General features: G+C 54.7%; 18 protein-coding genes and 3 pseudogenes. 13 read left to right on the top strand and 8 right to left on the bottom strand.

Annotated elements, in window-relative coordinates; genetic code table 11:
- Nucleotides 1–198: 198 nt before the first annotated feature.
- From BLR16_RS11015 to BLR16_RS11035, 5 genes and pseudogenes are all read right to left on the bottom strand, one after another.
- Nucleotides 199–1,605 carry a hypothetical protein gene (locus BLR16_RS11015; protein WP_074805627.1) on the bottom strand — a complete coding sequence of 469 codons (1,407 nt, stop codon included), beginning with the start codon at nt 1,603–1,605 and terminating at the stop codon, nt 199–201.
- A 352-nt stretch (nt 1,606–1,957) separates the two neighbouring features.
- Entirely contained in the window at nt 1,958–2,281 is a 324-nt protein-coding gene (locus BLR16_RS11020; protein WP_074805624.1) for a hypothetical protein, read from the bottom strand.
- Nucleotides 2,278–2,766, bottom strand: coding sequence for a class I SAM-dependent methyltransferase (locus tag BLR16_RS11025; RefSeq protein WP_074805621.1), 489 nt, complete (start codon nt 2,764–2,766; stop codon nt 2,278–2,280). Before BLR16_RS11025 ends, BLR16_RS11020 begins: the two co-directional genes overlap by 4 nt.
- Nucleotides 2,763–3,461, bottom strand: a complete 699-nt coding sequence (locus BLR16_RS28870) for a hypothetical protein (RefSeq protein WP_223886433.1) — start codon at nt 3,459–3,461, stop codon at nt 2,763–2,765. Before BLR16_RS28870 ends, BLR16_RS11025 begins: the two co-directional genes overlap by 4 nt.
- A pseudogene (locus BLR16_RS11035) lies at nt 3,458–4,954 on the bottom strand (DNA cytosine methyltransferase); the annotation flags it as partial. The pseudogene BLR16_RS11035 and the gene BLR16_RS28870, both read right to left, overlap by 4 nt.
- An 18-nt stretch (nt 4,955–4,972) precedes the next feature.
- Here BLR16_RS11035 and BLR16_RS11040 point away from each other — a divergent pair.
- The 9 genes from BLR16_RS11040 to BLR16_RS11080 all read left to right on the top strand — a co-directional run bounded on the left by BLR16_RS11040 (nt 4,973) and on the right by BLR16_RS11080 (nt 13,350).
- Entirely contained in the window at nt 4,973–5,293 is a 321-nt protein-coding gene (locus BLR16_RS11040; protein ID WP_005621660.1) for a phage tail assembly protein, read from the top strand.
- Between the two features lie 139 nt (nt 5,294–5,432).
- Nucleotides 5,433–8,540 carry a phage tail tape measure protein gene (locus BLR16_RS11045; protein ID WP_092194245.1) on the top strand — a complete coding sequence of 1,036 codons (3,108 nt, stop codon included), beginning with the start codon at nt 5,433–5,435 and terminating at the stop codon, nt 8,538–8,540.
- Nucleotides 8,541–8,548: 8 nt separating this feature from the next.
- Entirely contained in the window at nt 8,549–9,394 is an 846-nt protein-coding gene (locus BLR16_RS11050; protein WP_080484256.1) for a phage tail protein, read from the top strand.
- Nucleotides 9,369–9,575 (top strand): tail protein X, encoded by a 207-nt coding sequence (locus tag BLR16_RS11055; RefSeq protein ID WP_003342371.1) that lies wholly within the window; start codon nt 9,369–9,371, stop codon nt 9,573–9,575. The genes BLR16_RS11050 and BLR16_RS11055 overlap by 26 nt, the downstream gene beginning before the upstream one ends.
- 76 nt (nt 9,576–9,651) lie before the next feature.
- Nucleotides 9,652–10,692, top strand: a complete 1,041-nt coding sequence (locus tag BLR16_RS11060) for a phage late control D family protein (protein WP_074805613.1) — start codon at nt 9,652–9,654, stop codon at nt 10,690–10,692.
- Nucleotides 10,693–10,772: 80 nt separating this feature from the next.
- The gene (locus BLR16_RS11065) at nt 10,773–11,318 is read left to right on the top strand and encodes a glycoside hydrolase family 19 protein (RefSeq protein WP_074805611.1); all 546 of its coding nucleotides are present in this window, start codon (nt 10,773–10,775) and stop codon (nt 11,316–11,318) included.
- A 180-nt stretch (nt 11,319–11,498) separates the two neighbouring features.
- Nucleotides 11,499–12,293, top strand: coding sequence for a DNA adenine methylase (locus tag BLR16_RS11070; RefSeq protein ID WP_074805609.1), 795 nt, complete (start codon nt 11,499–11,501; stop codon nt 12,291–12,293).
- Nucleotides 12,294–12,382: 89 nt separating this feature from the next.
- A complete protein-coding gene (locus tag BLR16_RS11075) occupies nt 12,383–13,027 on the top strand; it encodes a hypothetical protein (protein WP_080484254.1) in 645 nt (214 codons plus the stop codon).
- The gene (locus BLR16_RS11080; RefSeq protein WP_080484270.1) at nt 13,027–13,350 is read left to right on the top strand and encodes a hypothetical protein; all 324 of its coding nucleotides are present in this window, start codon (nt 13,027–13,029) and stop codon (nt 13,348–13,350) included. Before BLR16_RS11075 ends, BLR16_RS11080 begins: the two co-directional genes overlap by 1 nt.
- 73 nt (nt 13,351–13,423) lie before the next feature.
- On the opposite strand, the gene BLR16_RS11085 is transcribed toward BLR16_RS11080, so the two are convergent.
- Both BLR16_RS11085 and BLR16_RS11090 read right to left on the bottom strand, forming a co-directional pair.
- A complete protein-coding gene (locus BLR16_RS11085; protein ID WP_058417267.1) occupies nt 13,424–13,918 on the bottom strand; it encodes an Hcp family type VI secretion system effector in 495 nt (164 codons plus the stop codon).
- Nucleotides 13,919–14,031: 113 nt separating this feature from the next.
- The gene (locus BLR16_RS11090) at nt 14,032–14,730 is read right to left on the bottom strand and encodes an SOS response-associated peptidase family protein (protein WP_074805927.1); all 699 of its coding nucleotides are present in this window, start codon (nt 14,728–14,730) and stop codon (nt 14,032–14,034) included.
- Nucleotides 14,731–14,843: 113 nt separating this feature from the next.
- On the opposite strand from BLR16_RS11090, the gene BLR16_RS11095 reads away from it, so the two are divergent.
- The 4 genes and pseudogenes from BLR16_RS11095 (at nt 14,844) to BLR16_RS11110 (ending at nt 18,753) form a co-directional block, all read left to right on the top strand.
- The gene (locus tag BLR16_RS11095) at nt 14,844–15,278 is read left to right on the top strand and encodes a LexA family protein (RefSeq protein ID WP_074805602.1); all 435 of its coding nucleotides are present in this window, start codon (nt 14,844–14,846) and stop codon (nt 15,276–15,278) included.
- Nucleotides 15,265–15,507: pseudogene (locus BLR16_RS11100) on the top strand (DNA polymerase V subunit UmuC); the annotation flags it as partial. The gene BLR16_RS11095 and the pseudogene BLR16_RS11100, both read left to right, overlap by 14 nt.
- A gap of 64 nt (nt 15,508–15,571) precedes the next feature.
- Nucleotides 15,572–16,591 carry a tyrosine-type recombinase/integrase gene (locus BLR16_RS11105; RefSeq protein ID WP_092194249.1) on the top strand — a complete coding sequence of 340 codons (1,020 nt, stop codon included), beginning with the start codon at nt 15,572–15,574 and terminating at the stop codon, nt 16,589–16,591.
- Nucleotides 16,588–18,753, top strand: coding sequence for a tyrosine-type recombinase/integrase (locus BLR16_RS11110; RefSeq protein ID WP_092194251.1), 2,166 nt, complete (start codon nt 16,588–16,590; stop codon nt 18,751–18,753). Before BLR16_RS11105 ends, BLR16_RS11110 begins: the two co-directional genes overlap by 4 nt.
- A gap of 14 nt (nt 18,754–18,767) precedes the next feature.
- Here BLR16_RS11110 and BLR16_RS11115 read toward each other — a convergent pair.
- Nucleotides 18,768–19,379 (bottom strand): annotated as a pseudogene (locus BLR16_RS11115) (IS5 family transposase); the annotation flags it as partial.
- Nucleotides 19,380–19,791: the final 412 nt, after the last annotated feature.

The following is a 19,791-nucleotide window of genomic DNA, read 5'->3' on the forward strand; positions in this document are numbered from 1 at the left end:
TAATCTTGCGTCGTGAAGATTATTATACTTCGCTCTCCGCATACCCCACCCCCCACCGCTGGTGCATCTAGGCGATGGGTGCCCAAGTGTAAGAGCAGCTCTCCACTCGGTCAGTCCTACGCGGGGCAACGCCTTGAAACAAAAACAAGCTTACTTCAATGTGTTCAAGGAGGCAGGTCATGATCTCTGAGCTGGAACTTAACTGTCCTTATATATTTCTGCCAGGGCAACACTTGCTACCCAATGTTCTAAGAAACCATAAACTCCGTTATAAAGCATTTTGCTTAGCTCTTGTTTTTCATTTTTTGGCTCAGCTAAGTTATCGTAAAAACCTTCATGTGCAACTGCATTTCTCACAGCATAGGCCGCAGCTACGGCTAGGTACAGAGATATTATTTTTCCACCGGGATTGTACCCCCCATCAGAGCCCTCAATAACTACTGTTGTACCATCAGAAAACCCTTGAATAGATTGCGCAATACTGCGCGAACATAGAAGAGAATACACCTTGCCTGAATTGTTTTTTGTAGTGAGCTCTTTGCCGGGTTCACGGTAAATGATTGAGCCATCTTTGTATTTCAATGGAGTGCTCGAAGTCTTGATATATTTTTCAGCAATCATCTCAAGGAGAGACCATTGTCTAAAAAATTTATAGGATCGATCTTTCTCGGTGATAGTTTGTACGTAAAGGCTAAGGACTAGTCGTGCGAATGGGTTTTTTTCTACTACTGGACGTAGCCTTTCAATTTGGTCTGCGTTCGAGTGCGGAAATAATGGCGCTAGTAAGTTTCCTCTGAAATCGTAGGTTGAGGGGTATAGTGCCCAGTTCAACGTGTCGCGATCAAGTAGTAGTGTTATAAATGGATAAGGCCTGTCGCCTCTGTCAAGTGCTAAAATGTCTCTCATGTAGTCTATTGTTCTCTTGGTATATGCAAGAGCGCTTTCTCTAGAGGCTGAAACGACATGATTAAAGTGCACGGCAAAGGTGGGTTGTGTTTCAAGCCATGGTCCATTTTTTCCATTCGCAAAAATATTTATTGTGTGATTTTCAAGCAAATATTTATCTATGGCTTCTAGTATTGGGAGATTGTTTAGTCCTTTTTCAATGGGCTTTATTGTGATTCCCTCTAGAGGTAGTGTGTTGTATATGTAGGCTCCTGCGCAAAATACCACTACTTGGAAGTTGCACTTGGCGATATCTCGGGTGTCTGCGTACAAAGGCGCACTGTTCGAAGCGGCTTGGTTATTTATTTTTTCTGCTCCAGCCGAATTCTCTAGCAAGGTGATGTCACCATTTGCAAAAGAAAAAAACTGCTTGATCACTAACCCATTATGGTTGGGGGAGCTAATGAAAAACTCGTCTTTCGGCTCACTACAGATATAAATGCAAAAAATATTATCATCATCGGCTCTCTCCAATCTAGCTTCAATACGCTCTCCGAGTCTTGAGCTTGATAAGATTGTCGAGAATATTACGTCTTCGCGGATGCGGCCTAAGCTGCTTATGTGAATTGTATAAAAAGGTATTTCTGGAACTACCTCGCCGTCTACTCCCACACAAATGGTTTTATCTTTAATGCTCGACTCTAATATTAAATTTGCCATTTTGATTCCTTTCAGTAGAGGGTGTGGCAGTAATATTCATTCCTTGAATGATCTGATTTTTCGCTGCCATGATTCTTTGTACTGCTCACGTCGGTATAACAGGTATATCACCCAAATTCACCAACCGTTTGCTTTGTTGCTGCCCGACCTGAAATGCCCTGTCGATTTTTCGGTCCGGCTCAAGTCATAGCTTACCGGCCTTTGGATACCACAGTACTTTACTTCGATCAGCAGTGTCCATCGTGCCATCACCACCGATGTCGGTGATGATGATAAATCTTCTTATTTAGCGGTTTATTTTGGACGGGCTCGATGGAACAGACTGTTCAAATCCAAGCGATTCCGTAATTAATCATGCGGCCTTGCGAGGGCTCCGGGCGCTAGGTAGTTTGGCCCGATTTTGGCGCGCCCATTTGATCACTTCACCTGCGAACCATCGTTTAACCGCTTTCGTTCCTTTGCCTGAAGCGCATGGCTGCAATGCCTCAGGAAATCCAGGGCGAACCACCACGCGCCTTTCCACCGTGTATTGAGATAGCTTTAAGTATTGGGCGATGTCTTCGAAGGTCCATAATTCATCATCTATTGAAACCCTCGGAGCACGCAGCTCAACCACAATAGCGCGTAGAGTGACGAGCAGTTCAGCGCTGTCAGCGTCGATGTTTAGGTCTTTCATAACGTCGTCCCGCTCTGCTTCATGAAGGTGATCCAGTGTGTTTTCTCGCGCTTGCCGGACTTGTGACCAAACAGTGGTTTCTGATTGGTCAATGCCAGCAGCTCGCTCACCGACACTTGGGTCTCGGCCCACTTAAAAATCAACACGCCATCGGTGGCCAACACTCGAAAGCACTCGGTGAAACCCTTCGATATGTCCTCGCGCCAGTCCTTTGTCAGTACGCCGTACTTGGCGCGCATCCAGCTGTCGACTCCAGCGCGCGTCAGATGTGGTGGATCGAACACGACAAGCTTGAAAGTCCCGTCTTCGAATGGAAGCGAGCGGAAATCCATTACGACATTGGGCTTAACCTTCAGAACTCGGCCGTCGCACAAGACATGTTCTTCGTCGCGGATATCGCCAAACAAAACTGACTGATTGGCCTTATCGAACCAGAACATACGACTTCCGCAGCATGGGTCCAGAACTTTCGCTATTGTGCTCATTGTCGTGTCTCCAACCGCTCATCTACATCCGTCTCGGCTGATTGGGCATGGCGGTAAAGCGGCTCTATCCGAAAGCCGCGCTGTTCAGCAGCCTTTGCGGTTTCGCGGCCTCTCACAGTCTTGCACCAGCTTCCATTAGTGGTGCGCACATCCCAAGCCACCGGCTCGCCGTGCAGATCGGCTGATTCGATTGTGACTTGTCTGGTTATCCCCTCAAGCGCTTGTTCAACACGCGTCATCAGATGCGGACCGAGCTTGGCTTTGTTGAAAGCCAACATCAGTTCCATCGGATCAGCGCCCCGTTGATGCAGCATCATGGCGAAGTTCGCTATGTCTTCGAAGTTGCCAGCATTGCCCTTGCGAATATGCTCAACCATCAGCTCGGCCAGTTCCTTGTCCTGTACCCATGACTCACTCCAGCCATGACGACCTTTGGCGCGGGCCTCGGCAAGCTTAGTTTTCATTGCGGCAGCGAACGTATCAACAGCTTGATTATCAGGGTGCTGGTTGACCTGCGCTGGAAATGGGCGGCCACAAAAAGCGTCCAGATCTGCAAGATACTGGGCAGCGTCCTGGGTCTCGATGCGCTCGATCAGCGAGCGCGACCTGCCAAGAATGGCTACGGCTTCACTCAAGAGCGTCAGGGTTTCGGTAAGCTGTCTGCGCGCTCTGTCACGTGCTCCTGTGCGGCTCATGCTGCCTCCCTGCAAAGTTCGATCTGCCGCCATGGGTCGTTTGCTTTGGCAATTGCGGCCATCGGCGGAGGGCTGACGCTGTTGCCGCACATGTGGACCTGCTGGGTTTTGGTGAATGGCTTGCCGTCGGCGCCGTGTGTGATGACGTAGTCGGCGGGAAAGCCTTGCGCCTTGTACAGCTCGGACGGCTTGAGCATCCGCAGGCAGATGTCGACGATCACGTAGGGCGTGCCCTTGAACATGACGGTGACCAGTGCCAAGCGATCCTTGGTTGTGATCGTTGGTGCTGGTTCGCCTGCGCTGCTGACGTTCTCGGTCCCGTAATAGCTGATCAGAAATGCTGCGACACGAAGTGCGCCTTCCTCATGTTCTGGGGAGAGCCTGAGCGATACGACTGAGCTTTTCCCGCCGCCAGCCGTAACGGTAGGCGCAGGTTCATCCAGTGGCTGGCCCACGCTGGCACCGAACTGCCTTTCCATGAAAGCCGTGACCAGTCCGTGGTGCTGCCCGCCGGCGCTTATCGTGTGTAGCGGATCATTCACGTCTCGTGCATCACAGTTGCCGCGCAGATGAACCAGGTTCGCCACTGCAAGTTGCTGCTGGCTGCCGGAATTGGTCACCGTAGTCATCGGATCGCGAATGTCTTTGGCGTGAGTGGTGTTGAACCCGCCGTTGGCTTGGATCATCACCGCAGCGCTGACCGACTGGCCACCACCGCTTGCTGTAACAGTGCCGACCGGGCCAAGGATGTCGTTCACGCCATGGGAGCGGCGTTTGGTTGCACCAGTTCCTTCGCCGTGGCCTGCCTGGACTATGCACGCCGATGCGAGGGCATGCTTGACACCTCCCGCTACTACAGTGCCCAAAGGCTGATCGATTCCTGGCACGCGAGGCTTCTGGCCTTCATGCTCGCCGTAACCAGACTGGATAAGGGTTGGGCTGATCAGCGTCAGTTCGCCACGGTTGGCGCAGGTGATTGTAGGTAATGGCTCCAGCGGATCGTTGATGCGGTCGCTGCCTTGGTGGGTTGCTGGTGCGATGACAGGGCTGACCACAGAGAACGCGCCTCCCTTTGGATAGGAGGTGATCGTGCGCAGCGGCGCACTTGAGGGCTGCACATTCCCGACCGACCAGTTCGCAATCGGGACGATGAACGGGGCCGGGTTATCGATGACGAACTTCTTCATACCTTTCACGACTCGGCGCAGTGTGGCTGAGGCCAAATCCTTCTTGCGTCCGAATATGCTTTTGCCCAAGTCGGTAAAGTCGATGCATTCTGCGGCGGTCTTCCAAGGCTTTTGGCCTTTGGCGGGACGCTTGGCGTGGGTCGGCTCTGGCCACACGATTGGCAGGCCATCGCAGCGGGCAATCATGAACAGGCGTTCCCGGCTGGTCGGCGCGCCGAAGTCGCACGCTCGGATCACACGCCATTCGACCGAATAACCCAGGCGCTCCAGCTCGGCGACGAACACGGCCCATGTCTTGCCGCGCTTGGCCTTTAAGGAACGAACATGACTCAAGTAACTGGCAACAACGAAACCACTCCGCTGCCGTCGTGGATTGTCCTGACGGATTCAGGCGCGATCATCACGCTGAAGTACCCGGTGGAAATCAACACCGTGAAAGTCGACAAGGTAACAATGCGCGCACCTTGCGTCAGGGATACCCGCGCTGCAGCGGCCGCTGCCAATGGCAGCCCCGAGGCCCACGAACTCCACTTGTTCTGCAGCCTGATCGAGGCTGGCCGGGACGATCTGGACCGAATGAAACAGCGCGATTATCGCCGCCTGCAGGAAGGCTATTTTCGCCTGGTCGAAGAGGATGAATTGTAATCCCGAGACCATGAGACAGGCGGCGCGCAAGTTGGCAGCGGAGACGGGCTTTTCCGCTGCTGAGATCGAGGCAATGCCTTTCAATCGAATGTTGTGGTGGATCATGGATTGATCCCCCTTTGAACGCCTCGGGTGGTCTATGAGTGATAGTTTGAAGCTGGGCCTTGTCATCGGTGGCGCGGTCAGTGCAACCGTAGGCAAGGCCTTCAAGGACGTTGAGAGCCGTATCAAGGCGCTGGACGACAAAGGTGCCAAGGCTCGCGTCCTGCAGAGCACGATTGGCGAAACGATCAAGTTGCGCGAGGAGTGGCGCAAAGCCCATGCAACGGGCCAGGCCGGTGCGACCGCGTTACTGTCACGTTTGAATTCGAACCTCGATAGCCTCAAGGCGCAGGGCGTCGAGGTCGGACGGCTGAGCAAAGCCTATAAGGAAATGGGGCGCACGGCTCGTTCTGCGGAGTTGCAGGCCAAAGGCCGACGGCAGATGAGCGAGGGACGGGAGACGGTCAAAAGCTCGGTCGGGCAAGCCGTAGTAGCGACCGGGGCCTTGGCGATCCCGACGAAAGTCAGCGCGGACTTCGGGGCGATTGTTCGCGACATTGCGATCAAGGCTGGTATTGCCAACAAACCGCAAGAAGCGGAGATGTCACGAACCATCATCACGACCGCCCGTGATACCGGCATGGAGCGCAATCAAGTCGCTGACGTAGTCAACCAACTGGTCGGTGCCGGTATGGAACTGAGCAAGGCGCTGGAGTACGCACCGGTTGCCGCCAAATTCGTGGTCGGTCAGGGTTCCGAAGGGACCGACACAGCGAAGATGATCAACGCCTTGGGGCAAAACGCCAAGATCACCGACGCCAAGGAAATGCAGCAGGCTCTGGAGGCCATCGCCTACCAAGGGCAGGCGGGCAGTTTCGAAGCCTCCGACATGGCAAAGTGGTTTCCCGAACTGTTGGCCAACATGGGCAGTATTGGTATCACCGGCATGGACGCAGTGACGCAGCTCGGTGCAATGCTGCAGGTCCAGATGAAGACGGCGGGCAGCTCTGACGAGGCGGCCAACAACCTGAAAAACTGGATGGGCAAAATCGGTGCTTCGGATACGGTCGATGCCTACAAAAAGGCCGGTATCGATTACGAAGGCTCGATGCAAACCGGCCTGCAGAAAGGCATGTCCACGCTGGAGTCCAGCATGGCGCTGGCCCAGCAGTACATCCAGAAGACGGACCCGAAAAAGGCCGAAGCAATGGCGGCCGCCACGTCCAAAATCAGCAAGGAAACAGATCCGGCTAAAGCCAAAGCGATGATGGAATCGCTGTCGCAGGCTTTGAAAACCGGCGACATCTTTGCGGACATGCAGGTCAAGGCGGCGCTTACCGCGTACCTGCAGAACAAGCAGCTGTACAACGATCTGAAATCGCAGTCCCGCAACGCGTCGGGCATTCTCGACAAGAACCTGGCCGAGCGCCGGGAAGGCTCGTCGCAGAAGTGGGCCGAGCTTTCACAGGCCGCCAACGATGCCATGCGCAGCGTGGGCGATGCGATCAGACCGGCAACCGATGCCGTGGCGCAAGGTTTGACGACCGTAGCCCAAGGCATCACCACCGTCAGCGACAAGATGCCGAACCTGGCTATGGGACTGACGGGGGCCATAGGTGCTCTGCTGGTTGCGAAATCAGCCTTCGGTGCATTCAAAATCGGCAAGGGCCTGATGAACCTTGCCAGAGGGACGGTCGGCGGCGGAGCTGGGAAGGTCCAGCAAGTTTTTGTGACCAACGCAAAAGCTGCAGGTGTTGGCAGTACCGCAGGGGCCGCGCCTGGTGCTGCAGCCGCTGGGCGCAAAGCGCGTGTCGCTGCGCTGCTGGGCGTTGGCCTGACAGTGGCGTCCAAAGCCGGTGCGAAGCTGGTCGACAAGGACAAGCCGGATGACGCCAAAGATGATGACGCCAAGAACGACGAGGCCAAAGGCGCTGATGCAGACGGTGAGGCCAAAAGGCCTAAAGGGCTGCTGGGGGTTGGGTTCACTGCGTTGGAGGCTTACCGCGAGACGCTGGAGACTGGTGCGGATTCAGATGGCGGTTCCAATGCTTCTGGCGAAGGGGGCGGCCTGCAGCGCGTCTTCGTGGTGAACGCCTCGGAGATAGGTGCCGGATCGGGTTTGCCGGGCCAGCGCGATACATCACGTAGAGGACGGCGATCAGCCCGCGCACGTCGTCGTGCAGGCGCTGGGTCTCGTGCGCCCGTCGTTTCACCGCGTCCAACTGGTGAACCGCGTAACAGGCCTGTTCCGCCGCGTCCGGTCGGTGAGCCGCGCATCCGTCCGATACTACCAAGCCCGCCCGGTGAGCCGCGCATCCGCCCGGTACCGCCAAGCCTGGCCGGTGAATCGCGTATTCGCCCGGTGCCACCCCGTCCGACCGATGCTCCTCGTATTCGTCCGGCCTCACGTATGCCCATCCCTGTGCCGCCGCTTCCTGCGGCTGCTGAACGAAGCATTATGCCTTTGCTGGGCAAGATGGCAGGCAAGGCCAAGGTTTTGCCTGGCGAAGCGGTAATCAGCGCTGGCCTGAAAGCGGTCGAGCTGTATCAGTCGGATGACCCTATCGAGAAAAAACTGGAAGGGGCTACCGAAGTTGCGGGCTCCGCGCTGGGCGGCTGGGGTGGTGCTGCGGCCGGTGCGGCGATTGGCACGATGATTTTGCCGGTCGTGGGCACGGCGATAGGCGCGGCCATTGGCGGTGCCCTGGGGTCTTGGGGCGGCGGTGAGGTCGGCGGCTTGTTGGGCAAAGAGCTGTTTGGCACGCCGGAGAAAGAGAACAAGCCGGTGTCGCTGCTGGCTGCGCCTTCGGTTCCGGTCGCGCTGCCCGGCCCGGTAGTACCCACGCTGGGTGCGACGGCCAAGGCTTTCGACAACGACCGGGTGCCGCTGATGGCTCGAGGGCCAGCTCCAGCGCTGGCTCCTACCGGGCCATTGATGGGGGACGTAGGGCGGGCCATGACGGAAAAGCCAGCACTGAGTCCTGCCGCGCCGATTGTCATCAAGCCCGAAGCACCCAAGATGCCGACACCCAAGTACGAACAGCAGGTTTCGATAAATGCCCCAATAACACTGACCGTTCAAGGTGATGTGAAAGATCCGCAGCAGCTGATGCGAGATCTGGAGCCGATGATTCAGCGAGCTATGCGCGACTCGGCGCAGCAGTCGCAACGGTCGAATCTGTTTGATGCTCCGCACGTCGAGTAGGGGGATATATGGCTTATATGGAACAACTGCAGTCGGGTATGAAGTACCTGGTGGCGGCAGGTGAGTCAGGTCGTCGCGATCTGGACGGCATGCTTTCGCCGGTCAATGGCGCGATCAGCGAAATCAGTGGTGCGACCGCCGAACTTGAGGGCCTGCCCATCGTAGGCCCCGCAACCGGGGCCAAGCTTCAACGCGTGATGCGGGGTGTCAATGCGGCCCAGGCGAAGGTCGGGGCTGTGGTGTCGACATACAGTCGTGCATCAAGGGCGGCGACGCAGATTGACGAGCGCTTGGGAGTGCTCAAAGAGCAGGCAGCAAAAGCCGGGACAGCCATCAACAAGGTGGCTGGCAGTATCAGTCCCGCGCTGGCCAACGTGGTGCCCAGTTCGTCATTTGCCGCGCAGAAAACCCCGGCTGTCGAAGCGGTCAAACCGTTTGAGCATCTTCTGATCTTGCAGCCGCTGAGCGCGAAAGCCGAGCCGTACTACTTCAATCTGGACACCGCTGCGTTCGACGAACTGAGCCGTTCCAGTGAGTTTCGCTGGGCATCGCAAGAGCGTCTCACGCGTCGACCGGCACAGCAGAACATCGGTATGGGTGATGAGTCACTGACGCTCAAGGGGGCGGTGTTCCCCAACGTCAAAGGCGGGATCAAACAGCTCGATACTTTGCGTGGCATCGCAGGTCTGGGCGTGCCTCTGGCGCTGACCACAGGGTATGGGGCCGTGCTGGGTAACTGGTGCTTGAAGAAAATTCAGGAAGACCAGAGCGCTCTGATGCAAGGGGGTATCCCTCGCAAGCAGGCGTTCACGCTGGAGTTCACACGCTATGGCGACGATATGCAGAACGTCTGACGGGGATATCCTCGATACCCTTTGTTTCAACCACTACGGCCACTTAAACGGCTCTGTGGAGGCAGTGCTTGATGCCAATCAGGGCCTGGCTGATGAGGCTCAACCCTTTCGGGTGGGGCTGATCATCACTCTGCCAGACCTTCCCGCATCCTCCGACGAAACTGTAATGCTCTGGGGCTGACCTCGGTGTTACGCGTAACGAACCTTTCCTTTTGCCCAGCCCCGTCTAGTGCGGGGCTTTCTTTTGGTGTCTGCGCATGAAACCCACTTTCCGGATCGTTGCCGACGGCACCGACATTACGGCGCTCATCAACGACCGATTGATCCAGCTGCGTACCACTGACAAGCCCGACATGGACTCAGACGAATTCGAGCTGCGCATTGATGATCGCGACGGTGCAGTGGCGTTGCCATCGAGGGGCGCCGATGTTGAGGTTTATCTGGGCTATGACGGCCAGAAGCTGACCAAGATCGGTCTTTACACCATTGACGAGATAGAGGTGTCTGGTCCTCCCGACACAATGGTCATCAAAGGCAAGGCCAGCAGCATGCGTGGAAGTGGTAAGACCACGCGCAGCGGTAGCTGGGAGGATGTGCCGTTGTCCAAGATTGTCAGCGACATTGCCGCACGCAATGGCTGGGCCTCAGCCTGCAACGTAGCGACAAAGGTCCCACGGGCTGACCAGCTCAACGAGTCGGATTACCACTTCATCACACGGCTGGCAAAAAAGTACGACTGCACTGCCAAGGTTGCCGACGGCAAATTGCTCGTTATGCCCAGGCAAAACGGAGTCAGCGCGTCCGGTAAAGCGTTTGGCGTTCTGGCCATCACGCGCCAAGACGTCAGCCGATGGCAGTTCAGACTGGGTGATCGTTCGACACACAAAGCCGTGTCGACGAAGCATCAGGACAAGAAGACCGGGAAGCTCCAGATCGTGAGCCTCAACAACGACACGGCCCCAGACGGTCTCCCGCCTGTTCATACCGACCGGCATATCTACCCCAACAAAACTGCAGCGGAGCAGGCCGCGAAAGCGCGTCTTGCTGCTTTCAATCGCAGCACTGCAGGCATCCGTCTTGAAATGGTCGGGCGTACTGACCTTTTCGCGGAGCGCATGATCAGCGTGCAGGGGTTCAAGGAGGGGCTTGATGGCGAGTACCTGACCGATTCGGTCGAACAGGTATTTACCCAAGCTGGCTGGTCCACCACGGCCGAGTGCAATGGTGGCAACAAGGGCAAGGCAAAAGCCAAAGGCAAAAAGAAAGCGAAAAAACCAGTCAAGGTCGTGCAGCTCTGACCATCACCTCCATCACCTCCATCACCTCCATCACCTCCATCACCTCCATCACAAATCACCCCTATTCAGGAGATATCTGAATGTCGATTACTGTGCAGCAATTGCTGCAGATCCTCCCCAACGCCAGCTCCCGAGCTGGCGTTTTTGTTCCTGTCTTAAACGTTGCAATGAGCAAATATGGCATCGTCACGAAGCTGCGTATGGCGGCCTTCCTGGCGCAGGTGGGCCATGAGTCTGGCCAGCTTCGTTACGTGCGGGAATTAGGCAGTGATGCCTACCTCGAAAAATACGATACCGGACGGCTCGCCGAACGCTTGGGCAACACGCCAGAGGACGACGGCGACGGTCAGTTATATCGGGGCAGGGGGCTTATTCAAATTACCGGACGGGCGAACTACGCGGAGTGCGGCGAGGCATTGGGCCTGGATCTGCTACAGCAACCTGAACTCCTCGAGCGTCCGGAGCATGCCGCCATGTCAGCTGCTTGGTTCTGGCACCGTGCTGGGCTTAATACCTTCGCAGATAGAGGCGACTTCCTGACAATTACCAAGCGGATCAACGGTGGCACCAATGGCCTTGCCGACCGTCAGGGGCTTTACGAGCGGGCCCTGAAGGTACTGGTCTGATTGAGCTGAAGAGATAACGCAGCAGATTGAAAAAGAGCGACCAGTCGAGATGCGCCAACATCGCGACTGGTCACTGTTCCCGCAGATTACCCCTGCAAGTCCAGCCAAGGCTCCCGCTTCGTGCACAAAGCGGAGCGAGCCTAGCACCTGTTTATATATACAGTAAAGGTCTTGCTATTTATGTCCACACCCATCGTCCCTTGGATGGGCGGCAAACGCCGCCTGGCCGACCGCCTCATCCCGCTTTTCCCACCCCATGAATGCTACGTCGAAGTGTTCGCTGGCGGTGCGGCCCTCTACTTCATGCGTCCCCAAGCCGCTCCCGTTGAAGTCTTGAACGACATCAACGGAGATCTGGTGACGCTTTATCGCGTCGTCCAAAACCACCTTGAAGAATTCGTCCGCCAGTTCAAATGGGCACTCAGCTCGCGCCAGGTGTTTGAGTGGCAGAAGATGACCCGCCCCGAAACCCTCACCGACATCCAGCGCGCCGCCCGGTTCTTCTACCTGCAGCACCATGCCTTCGCAGGCAAGGTCAGCGGCCAGACGTTCGGGACCGCAACGACGGGACCAGCTATCAACCTGCTGAGGATCGAGGAGAATCTTTCTGCGGCCTGGCAGCGGTTGTCAGGTACGTACGTGGAGAATCTGCCGTGGCTCGAATGTGCCGAGCGCTACGACCGGCCCCACACGTTCCACTACATGGACCCGCCGTACTGGCAGACGGCTGGGTATGGTGTGGATTTTCCGTTTGAGAACTATGAGCGGATGGCTGAGTTCATGCGGCGGTGTAAGGGGAAGGTGATGGTGAGCATCAACGATCACCCTGACATACGGCGGGTGTTTGAAGGCTTCCATTTTGAAACGGTCGACATTCGCTACAGCACGGCCAACCAGAGACAGGGAAAGGCTGATGTCAGTGGTGAGCTGATTATCATGAATTGGGAGCCTGCGGCGCTGGGGGGGTTATTCTGATTTTTGTCCGAGGTTGGCCACTAGTGACTGCACTTACGGCAAAGGTTAATGCTAGAGTATGGTTTTGCAAGCTGGTCATGGATGAACATATGGACGAATTTTGCACGCCCGAATCAAACAACAGTCCCACTTGGACCCTGCTTGATGTAATCATTTGGAAGGGATGGCCGGAGCGGTGGGGCGGGGGTCCCGGCTACTTGCGAAGATTTAAAGATGCTTGGCTGGTTCATAACAAATTATATATAAAGGCGGCGGCAGCCAAGTATTCGCTTCCTATTGAGTTGCTGGCAGGAGTATGTTGGATCGAAGTAGGTGGGGATCCAAATATTGTGGATAGGATTGGCTTCGAAGTCAGAACTTTTGACCGCTTGGGCAATGTGTCAAGCGTGCTGACTAATCCCCCAGCCAAGACCAGTTTTGGTTGGGTCAGCATCCAGCTTCGAACGGCAGCCATTACGTTAGGGATGAATCCCGATGAGATGGATTCCAGTCAGTTCCGGAGCTTGGCTAACTGTATTGAGATTGATGTTTATAACATTGATATTGCAGCAAAGCACATACGTATGCTCGCTGATTATGATCACTTTTCTATCATTGGAATAGAGGAGGCACGAATCATCGGTGCTAGGTATAATCGAGGAACGAGTTGGTCCTTGGATGAGATAAAAAAAGATATGAGTTATGGCAATTTCATCGTCAATTCCTGGCGTCATCTCAATCAGCTTATGATGTGATAAATATGAAAGCTAAAAGCGTATTGCTACGAGTGTTTTTATACGGTATTTATTTTTTCTGTTTGCTAATGTATGTGCTTTTTCAGGGTTCTGAATATGATTGGATGGACCCTAGTATGCTTGCGCCATCACCCGATCTCGCGCCATCACCTGACAATTTATCCTTCCCCATTCAAGATGAGTCTAATGATAGAGCGGTTTTTCGGGGCGTAGTTGCAACTATAGCTGTCGTTGTGCAGTTGGCTATTTTCTTTTTGCTTTCTCGAAAAGAAGCAATAGTTACAGTTATTCTACTTGGTGCTACTTTGCTTTTGTTTAGGTGATTCTAAAGTCCGCCCAGTTTTTGGGCGGACCTTTATTTGTTAAGCAATGCCATTGAGTCGATAATGCTTTTGATTACGCAAATGGTTTGTTTGCGGTTCTATCCCATCCCCCTGAAACGATACCAGCATTCCCTCCGTCGGCACGCCTTTGCTGAGAATATTCGAATTTTATGCGGCCATAATTGAGTGTAATCATTTCTACAGGAAAGCCAGCATGCTCCGCGCCATTGCCGCTAACGGTTGATATCAAAACTTCTTCAAGAACGATATCTAAATATTTAAATTTTTCGGTGCCTGCACGGTGTACGCGAATAGTTACTTTGTTGATGTGCGAGCCTCGGCAACAAAGTTCAAATAGTTTCGGTGTTGCTCTGTCTATATATTTACTCACTCTAAAGTCGCCCAGGGTCACGCCCCCTGCAGTCGCGCCGCCGCTAGAAGAGGCAGTTGTACTGATCGACTGAACCGCATCGTAATGATAGGACAACAGCTCTACCCAGCCCTTGTGGCCGTCATCCAGGGATTCGCCCTCTACACCGTCTACCTGCATAAATGCGTCAAAAGACATATCAGCTTCCTGCTTTAAAAAATTGAGTGCTTAGCCTAGCTTACGGAGCCCATCGTTTGCCAGCACGGTCTAAGCCAGCGCCCGGAGAACTAGCTGCAGATACCCCGTTTCATTTAGGCAGCGTCAACGTCGGGCCGGATAAGATCCTGCCCCTGATTCCGCATGTTGCCAACAGCCTTGCCAACCTTGTACCACTCGAATTCGTCAACTGGCGTGCAGCACTCCCGCGCAATTTCGGCTGCACGCGCTGGGTCAATTGCAGAGTCGGTCCATTCGCGGGCCAGTTCCGGACTGAGCACTAAAGGTCGCCGGTCATGGATGTCGACCATCCCCTGATCACTGGCGGCGGTTATGATCACGAATCCGTCGCCCTCGTGGGGCTCAAGACCTGGATGAACCTGGGCCAGGGCTGCGAAGAACATAGGTCTCTGGCTTTTGAGGCGGATGAAGTACGGCTGCTTCTTTTTTGGTTCCGCTGGATCTTTGACCCATTCAAACCAGCCATTTGCAGGTGCAAGAGCACGGCCGTGCGGCCAAAGCTCCTTGAAAAACTTGCCTGTCATGACGGTTTCGACTCGTGCATTGATTGGTGCGGGGCGTTTGCCCTTAGCCCAGAACGGTGCCCAGCCCCAGCGAACCTTGTCGACACTAAGTCCAGCCTCCGTCGGTCGAATGATCTCTACGCGAGTCGTCGGCGCGACGTTATATCGCTCTATCGGCCAAAGGTCATAGCCATTGATCACCAGCTGCTCTGGCGCAAGCTCCCTGAGGTAATGGTCCATCGATTCGTAGATCGAGTAGCGTCCGCACATGATGTCACCCGTAATGTCACTCGTCGAAAATGCCTGCCTATACGATTGACCGCACGCGGGCTGAAGAGTTAACTGTATATGCATACAGCAATCTCAATCGAAAGGTTTCCCACATGAGCGTAGTCATTCTCGGCCCATTGTCTGAAGGGGGCATCAAGCTTCCGCTTTACTCGTTTCAGGTGCCCGCAGGATTTGCTTCGCCCGCTGTCGATTACATCGAGAAGCACGTCTCACTGGATGAAATGGCCGAGGTTCGTGCGCCTCATGTGTATCTTGCGAAGATTTTGGGTGACAGCATGATAGGCGCGGGCATTTTCGATAGGGATCTGATCGTCGTCGACCGTAGCCGCAACGCGGAGCATGGGGAGATAGTCGTTGCAGCGTTGAATAACTCTGAGCCGATCTGCAAACGGCTCTTCATGATGGATGGAGTCGTCAAGCTCCAGTCTGAAAATGCCGCATATCCAGCTCGGCATATTCTGGAAGGTGACAACCTGGTCATTTGGGGCGTGGTGAATTACAGCATGCGCCGTCATGGAAAAGTGTGAGTCGGTTTTCGCGCTGATTGACTGCAACTGCTTTTATGCGAGCTGCGAGCGCGTCTTCCGTCCTGACTTGGAAAAGACCCCTATCGTGGTCCTTAGCAACAACGACGGATGCGTTATCGCCCGCAGCTACGACGCCAAGCCATTTGTGAAAATGGGGGCTCCGTATTTCCAGATCAAAGAGGTGCTGCGCCGCAATGGCATCAAGGTGTTCAGCAGCAACTACGCGCTTTAGTAAGTTAGGTGGAATGCTTCTGAGCTAGTCTGATTCTATTGACTTTCAGAGGGATCTCCCCATGACCTCTACTGCTTCGTATGTGCTGGTGCTGAGCCGCTATCCTAGTGCTCAAGAATGGCTGCAATTGCTTGGTAACCTGGGGCGTGCGCCTGCCACCCTGGACGCCTATGGTCGTGGTTTAGCGCATTACTTGCTTCACTGCGAAGCTTCTGGCCTGAAAGCTGAATCAGTCACGTTTGAGCAGGTAACGCTCTACATACGTAGGCTGTTACCCGGCCAAGAAAATTCGGTGGCGAATTCAACCTTGCACCAACGGCTTACAGCGATCCGCTTGTGGTACGACCACTTAGTCTTTCAGGGGCTTTGTCAGCAAAACCCCGTGCCTCGCGGACAGCATGGTCGGCTGCTACAAGTGCCGGGACATCCCGGGTTTGTAAGGGGGCTAGTGCCACGGCTCATCAAGCTGCCAGACATTCCTACCGACAAGCAGTGGCAGTACGTTCTGAGCACAGCGGCCAAGTCGTCTATTCGTGATCGACTTATGCTCGCGTTAGCGTACTGTGGTGCGCTTCGTCGTGCCGAACTGGTGGCGCTGAGAATTGAAGACTTGGACGTTGCCCATCGGCTGATATCCGTGCGGGCTGAAACGACGAAGGGCCGACGCAGCCGCATCGTGTGTTACAGCCCAGACATAGCTCCTGTCCTGATGGTGCATCTTCACGCCCTTCGCCATGCAGGGTTGTCGAAAGGGCCGCTGTTTCGATCTGAATCAGACCGCAATCGTGGTTCGGCGCTCACGCGTTGGACGTGGAGTAAAACGGTAGAAGGGTGGGCCAGGGAAGCAAATCTTTCATGCTTGAGTACGCATACCTTCCGTCATCTGCGACTAACGCATTTGGCTCGTGCAGGCTGGAAACTACATGAATTGACTACCTATGCAGGTCATCGAGATCCTAAAACCACCTTGATCTACCTGCATCTATCGGGCGCGGATCTGACCGCAAAAATGGCGCAATCGGTGGGTAGTCTGGATGCCCGGATGTTCGGCGAACTCTTCAAGTCGGAGTCATCGTCATGAGCGCACCATCTGCTGCTAACTATGTACCGTTTGATGTCGGTCAGTATGAGCGACAAGAGGTGCTAGCGGATTTTGAGCAGGTTGTGCTTTCCAATCATCTTTACCGTTCTGACTGGCCCTACCTGCAATCGAGGATGCCTGGGCTTATAAAGCCCCTGATTGATCTGGTGGCCTACAGTGGTGTTTCTGATCGTTTAGCTGTCCCTTCAGTGGCTGCCATTCTTTTGCATGTTAGCAAAATCGGCAAGCCCTATTGGTGCTGGTCAGAAGCACAGTGGCTGACCTTGCTTAACACCCGAGCAGGTTCACGCCCGTATCTTGCCGCCGTTGCTTACCACTTAGGCGGCTTTCAAACACCTCAACGCATTGCCAAATTTCGGCAGCCAGCGATCTACGCTTCTTATATTTTCGGTCATGAAATATTCATACTTGAACACGCTCGAATGAGCCAAATTTTGAAATCGCTGGGTTATGCAGCGCGCCATCTAGAACAGTTCCTCTCCAGCGTGCTGGGCACCCTGATGCTGGAAAACGGCGATCCGCGCTTGGAAACCTTTACTGAGGAACTGTTGCTACGAGGCCAGGCCCATCGGAGCGAATGTGTCGCAAGATCGGTCGGAAAAGTTTCCCATGGGCTAGCTGCAATGGGCATCTTGGTGAAGCCGTTGCGCATGCGCGGCTATGCCAGTTGGCGTGAAAAAAGTATCGACGGTATTGATCCTACCTGGGTCAGATGGTGCCGTCGGTGGAGAGATACCTCAACCTTGCGCCCGCGTACACGGGAAAGTAACTACAGCTTTATCTTGAGAACCGGTATCTGGTTGGCGCGTGAGCAGCCATGGGTTAATTCGCCAGTCGACTGGAGCCTGTCTAGCTGCGCCGCGTTTATTGCCGCAGTCGACCGGATGACAGTTGGCGAGTGGGCCTTGGAGTCAGCGCGTGGTACGAAACTCAAGGGGCTTGGCCAACCAATTGCGCCGAACTCAAAACGCGGATTTCTACATGCCTTACGACGATTTTTTATAGACTTTGAATTTTGGGGCTGGGGCCGGTTGAAATTCAGTCCCAGGCATCACCTAGCCACGCCGAGATCCGTGGCGTTTAACTCGGGTATAAACCCTCGCGTTATTGACGACTCGAGCTGGCTCAAGCTGATTTGGGCGAGTCTAAATCTCACGCGTAACGATCTACTCTCGGAAATTCACTATCCTCTGTCGATGGTGCAAGCCATTGCTGTGGTGTGGACGCACACGGGTCTGCGCAGCAATGAGATTATGCGGCTGGACAAAGGGTGTGCGCATGCTCAGACCAACGATGTGGTACACGAGGATGGAACCGTCGTACCTGCTGGAACTTTGAGCTATCTCGATATCCCTGCCAGCAAGACGTTCAAAGCCTTTGTCAAACCTGTTGCGGCGGTAGTGAAAGAGCGGATTGATGCCTGGCTTAAGGACAGGCCAGTGAACCAAGCGGCGCTATTGGACGAGCGAACCGGGGAGAAAGTCAGCTACTTGTTTCAGTTTCGAGGCAAGCGCACGGGCTCAGGCGTAATCAACCGCACCATCATCCCTATGCTGTGCGCTAAGGCAGGTGTTCCGCTGGACGACAGTCGGGGGCGCATCACCAGTCACCGAGGGCGCGCCTCAGCAGTTACTGCGCTGGCCAGTGTTGCCCATGGCATGTCGCTGATTGAATTGATGCAGTGGTCAGGGCATAGCTCGCCGAGTTCGACGCTTCATTACATTCGTATTCGCCCCACCAAGCTGGCGGCAGCTTTTGTCAAAGCAGATCAAATGTCGCACATGGCATCTGTGCTCATTGACCACGATGTAATCGCGCGTCATTCAGAAGAACCTTACACATTCTATGACTTGGGCGACTCGTATTGCTCGAATCCGTTCTGGAGCAGTTGCCCCCATCGCATGGCCTGCGCCGGGTGTGATTTCAACCTGCCGAAAGCCAGCGCAAGGGCTCAGGCCTTGGAAAGCAAAGCCTCAATCGGGCGTTACCTCGAAGCGGTGCCATTGACTGCTGATGAGCGGGCGATTGTGGAAGGCGATTTGGAAAAACTGGACGGCCTTATTCGAAAACTGGATAACGTTCCGACTTTGGATGGCCGGACGCCAAATGAGATTGATACGAGTAAGGGATGGCAGCCATAAGATGCGACCTAGGGAACCTGCGTGACGTCTGCCACATTGGCCGCTGTTACTACCACGCTGTGCACCAGGCCTGACTCGTCGTCGGCGCCGATGTGAGCCTTGGCGCCGAAATAGTACTGGTTACCTTTCTTGGTTTGATGCATCTCAGGATCGCGTTTGCCATCCTTGTTCTTGGTCGAACTGGGCGCGTGAATCAGCGTGGCATCGACGATGGTGCCTTGACGCAACGACAAGCCACGGTCGCCCAGATAACCATTAATTACGCCGAGAATCCTGGTCGCCAACTCGTGCTTTTCCAGCAGACGACGGAAGTTGAGAATGGTGGTTTCGTCTGGAATGCGCTCCAGTCTCAGGCCTGAAAACTGACGCAGGATGGTCGTCTCATACAGCGCTTCTTCCATCGCCGGATCGCTGTAGCCGAATCAGTTCTGCATCAGATGAACACGCAGCATCGCCATCAGTGGGTAGGCGGGCCGGCCACCTTCTCCTTTTGGATAATAGGGCTCAACCAGGGCAATCAAACCTTTCCAGGGAACCACCTGATCCATCTCGATCAGGAACAATTCCTTACGGGTCTGCTTGCGCTTGCTGGCATACTCGGCGTCGGCGAAGGTCATCTGTTTCATCATCGAAAAGCTCGGCGACTGGTGTCCGGAGATTTTGCCAAATTAGGAAGTCTTTTTCAGAGTTTCCCTAGCGGTCGAGTATCTGAAATCAACCTCTAATCGCTGTTGGTGACGCAACGAAGTCGACCAGAAACAGTCCATTAGGGGAATGACTATGCCTCTCAGGAGCAATATTATTCGGCCAAGGAAATGGACAAGCTGTTAGAAAAAAATCGGGGGTATATTTATTTTTCGCTAGTGGAAATAAATATGTTTTCCGGCCGCCGTTTTCCGAGAGCAGCATTCCCACCTTCGGGAAGCCGCTAGCCGGACTGCGGGAGCGTTCCGATTCCGCGCAACTCTCTACCAACGAAGCCTCCGGGCTGATCCGTGGCCGTGCTGGGGATGATAGCCGTGGGGTTCCTGGGTCAAT

The organism is Pseudomonas sp. BS3767 (genome assembly GCF_900099665.1).
GTDB lineage: Bacteria > Pseudomonadota > Gammaproteobacteria > Pseudomonadales > Pseudomonadaceae > Aquipseudomonas > Aquipseudomonas cerasi.

Excerpts from the sequence above, each read along its gene's own strand:
- BLR16_RS11045 (WP_092194245.1), top strand. The coding sequence starts at position 5,433 with ATGAGTGATAGTTTGAAGCTGGGCCTTGTCATCGGTGGCGCGGTCAGT.
- BLR16_RS11060 (WP_074805613.1), top strand. The coding sequence starts at position 9,652 with ATGAAACCCACTTTCCGGATCGTTGCCGACGGCACCGACATTACGGCG.
- BLR16_RS11105 (WP_092194249.1), top strand. The coding sequence starts at position 15,572 with ATGACCTCTACTGCTTCGTATGTGCTGGTGCTGAGCCGCTATCCTAGT.
- BLR16_RS11070 (WP_074805609.1), top strand. The coding sequence starts at position 11,499 with ATGTCCACACCCATCGTCCCTTGGATGGGCGGCAAACGCCGCCTGGCC.
- BLR16_RS11110 (WP_092194251.1), top strand. The coding sequence starts at position 16,588 with ATGAGCGCACCATCTGCTGCTAACTATGTACCGTTTGATGTCGGTCAG.
- BLR16_RS11075 (WP_080484254.1), top strand. The coding sequence starts at position 12,383 with ATGGACGAATTTTGCACGCCCGAATCAAACAACAGTCCCACTTGGACC.
- BLR16_RS11085 (WP_058417267.1), bottom strand. The coding sequence starts at position 13,918 with ATGTCTTTTGACGCATTTATGCAGGTAGACGGTGTAGAGGGCGAATCC.
- BLR16_RS11050 (WP_080484256.1), top strand. The coding sequence starts at position 8,549 with ATGGCTTATATGGAACAACTGCAGTCGGGTATGAAGTACCTGGTGGCG.
- BLR16_RS11090 (WP_074805927.1), bottom strand. The coding sequence starts at position 14,730 with ATGTGCGGACGCTACTCGATCTACGAATCGATGGACCATTACCTCAGG.
- BLR16_RS11025 (WP_074805621.1), bottom strand. The coding sequence starts at position 2,766 with ATGAGCACAATAGCGAAAGTTCTGGACCCATGCTGCGGAAGTCGTATG.
- BLR16_RS11020 (WP_074805624.1), bottom strand. The coding sequence starts at position 2,281 with ATGAAAGACCTAAACATCGACGCTGACAGCGCTGAACTGCTCGTCACT.
- BLR16_RS11055 (WP_003342371.1), top strand. The coding sequence starts at position 9,369 with ATGGCGACGATATGCAGAACGTCTGACGGGGATATCCTCGATACCCTT.
- BLR16_RS11040 (WP_005621660.1), top strand. The coding sequence starts at position 4,973 with ATGACTCAAGTAACTGGCAACAACGAAACCACTCCGCTGCCGTCGTGG.
- BLR16_RS11095 (WP_074805602.1), top strand. The coding sequence starts at position 14,844 with ATGAGCGTAGTCATTCTCGGCCCATTGTCTGAAGGGGGCATCAAGCTT.
- BLR16_RS28870 (WP_223886433.1), bottom strand. The coding sequence starts at position 3,461 with ATGAGCCGCACAGGAGCACGTGACAGAGCGCGCAGACAGCTTACCGAA.
- BLR16_RS11015 (WP_074805627.1), bottom strand. The coding sequence starts at position 1,605 with ATGGCAAATTTAATATTAGAGTCGAGCATTAAAGATAAAACCATTTGT.
- BLR16_RS11065 (WP_074805611.1), top strand. The coding sequence starts at position 10,773 with ATGTCGATTACTGTGCAGCAATTGCTGCAGATCCTCCCCAACGCCAGC.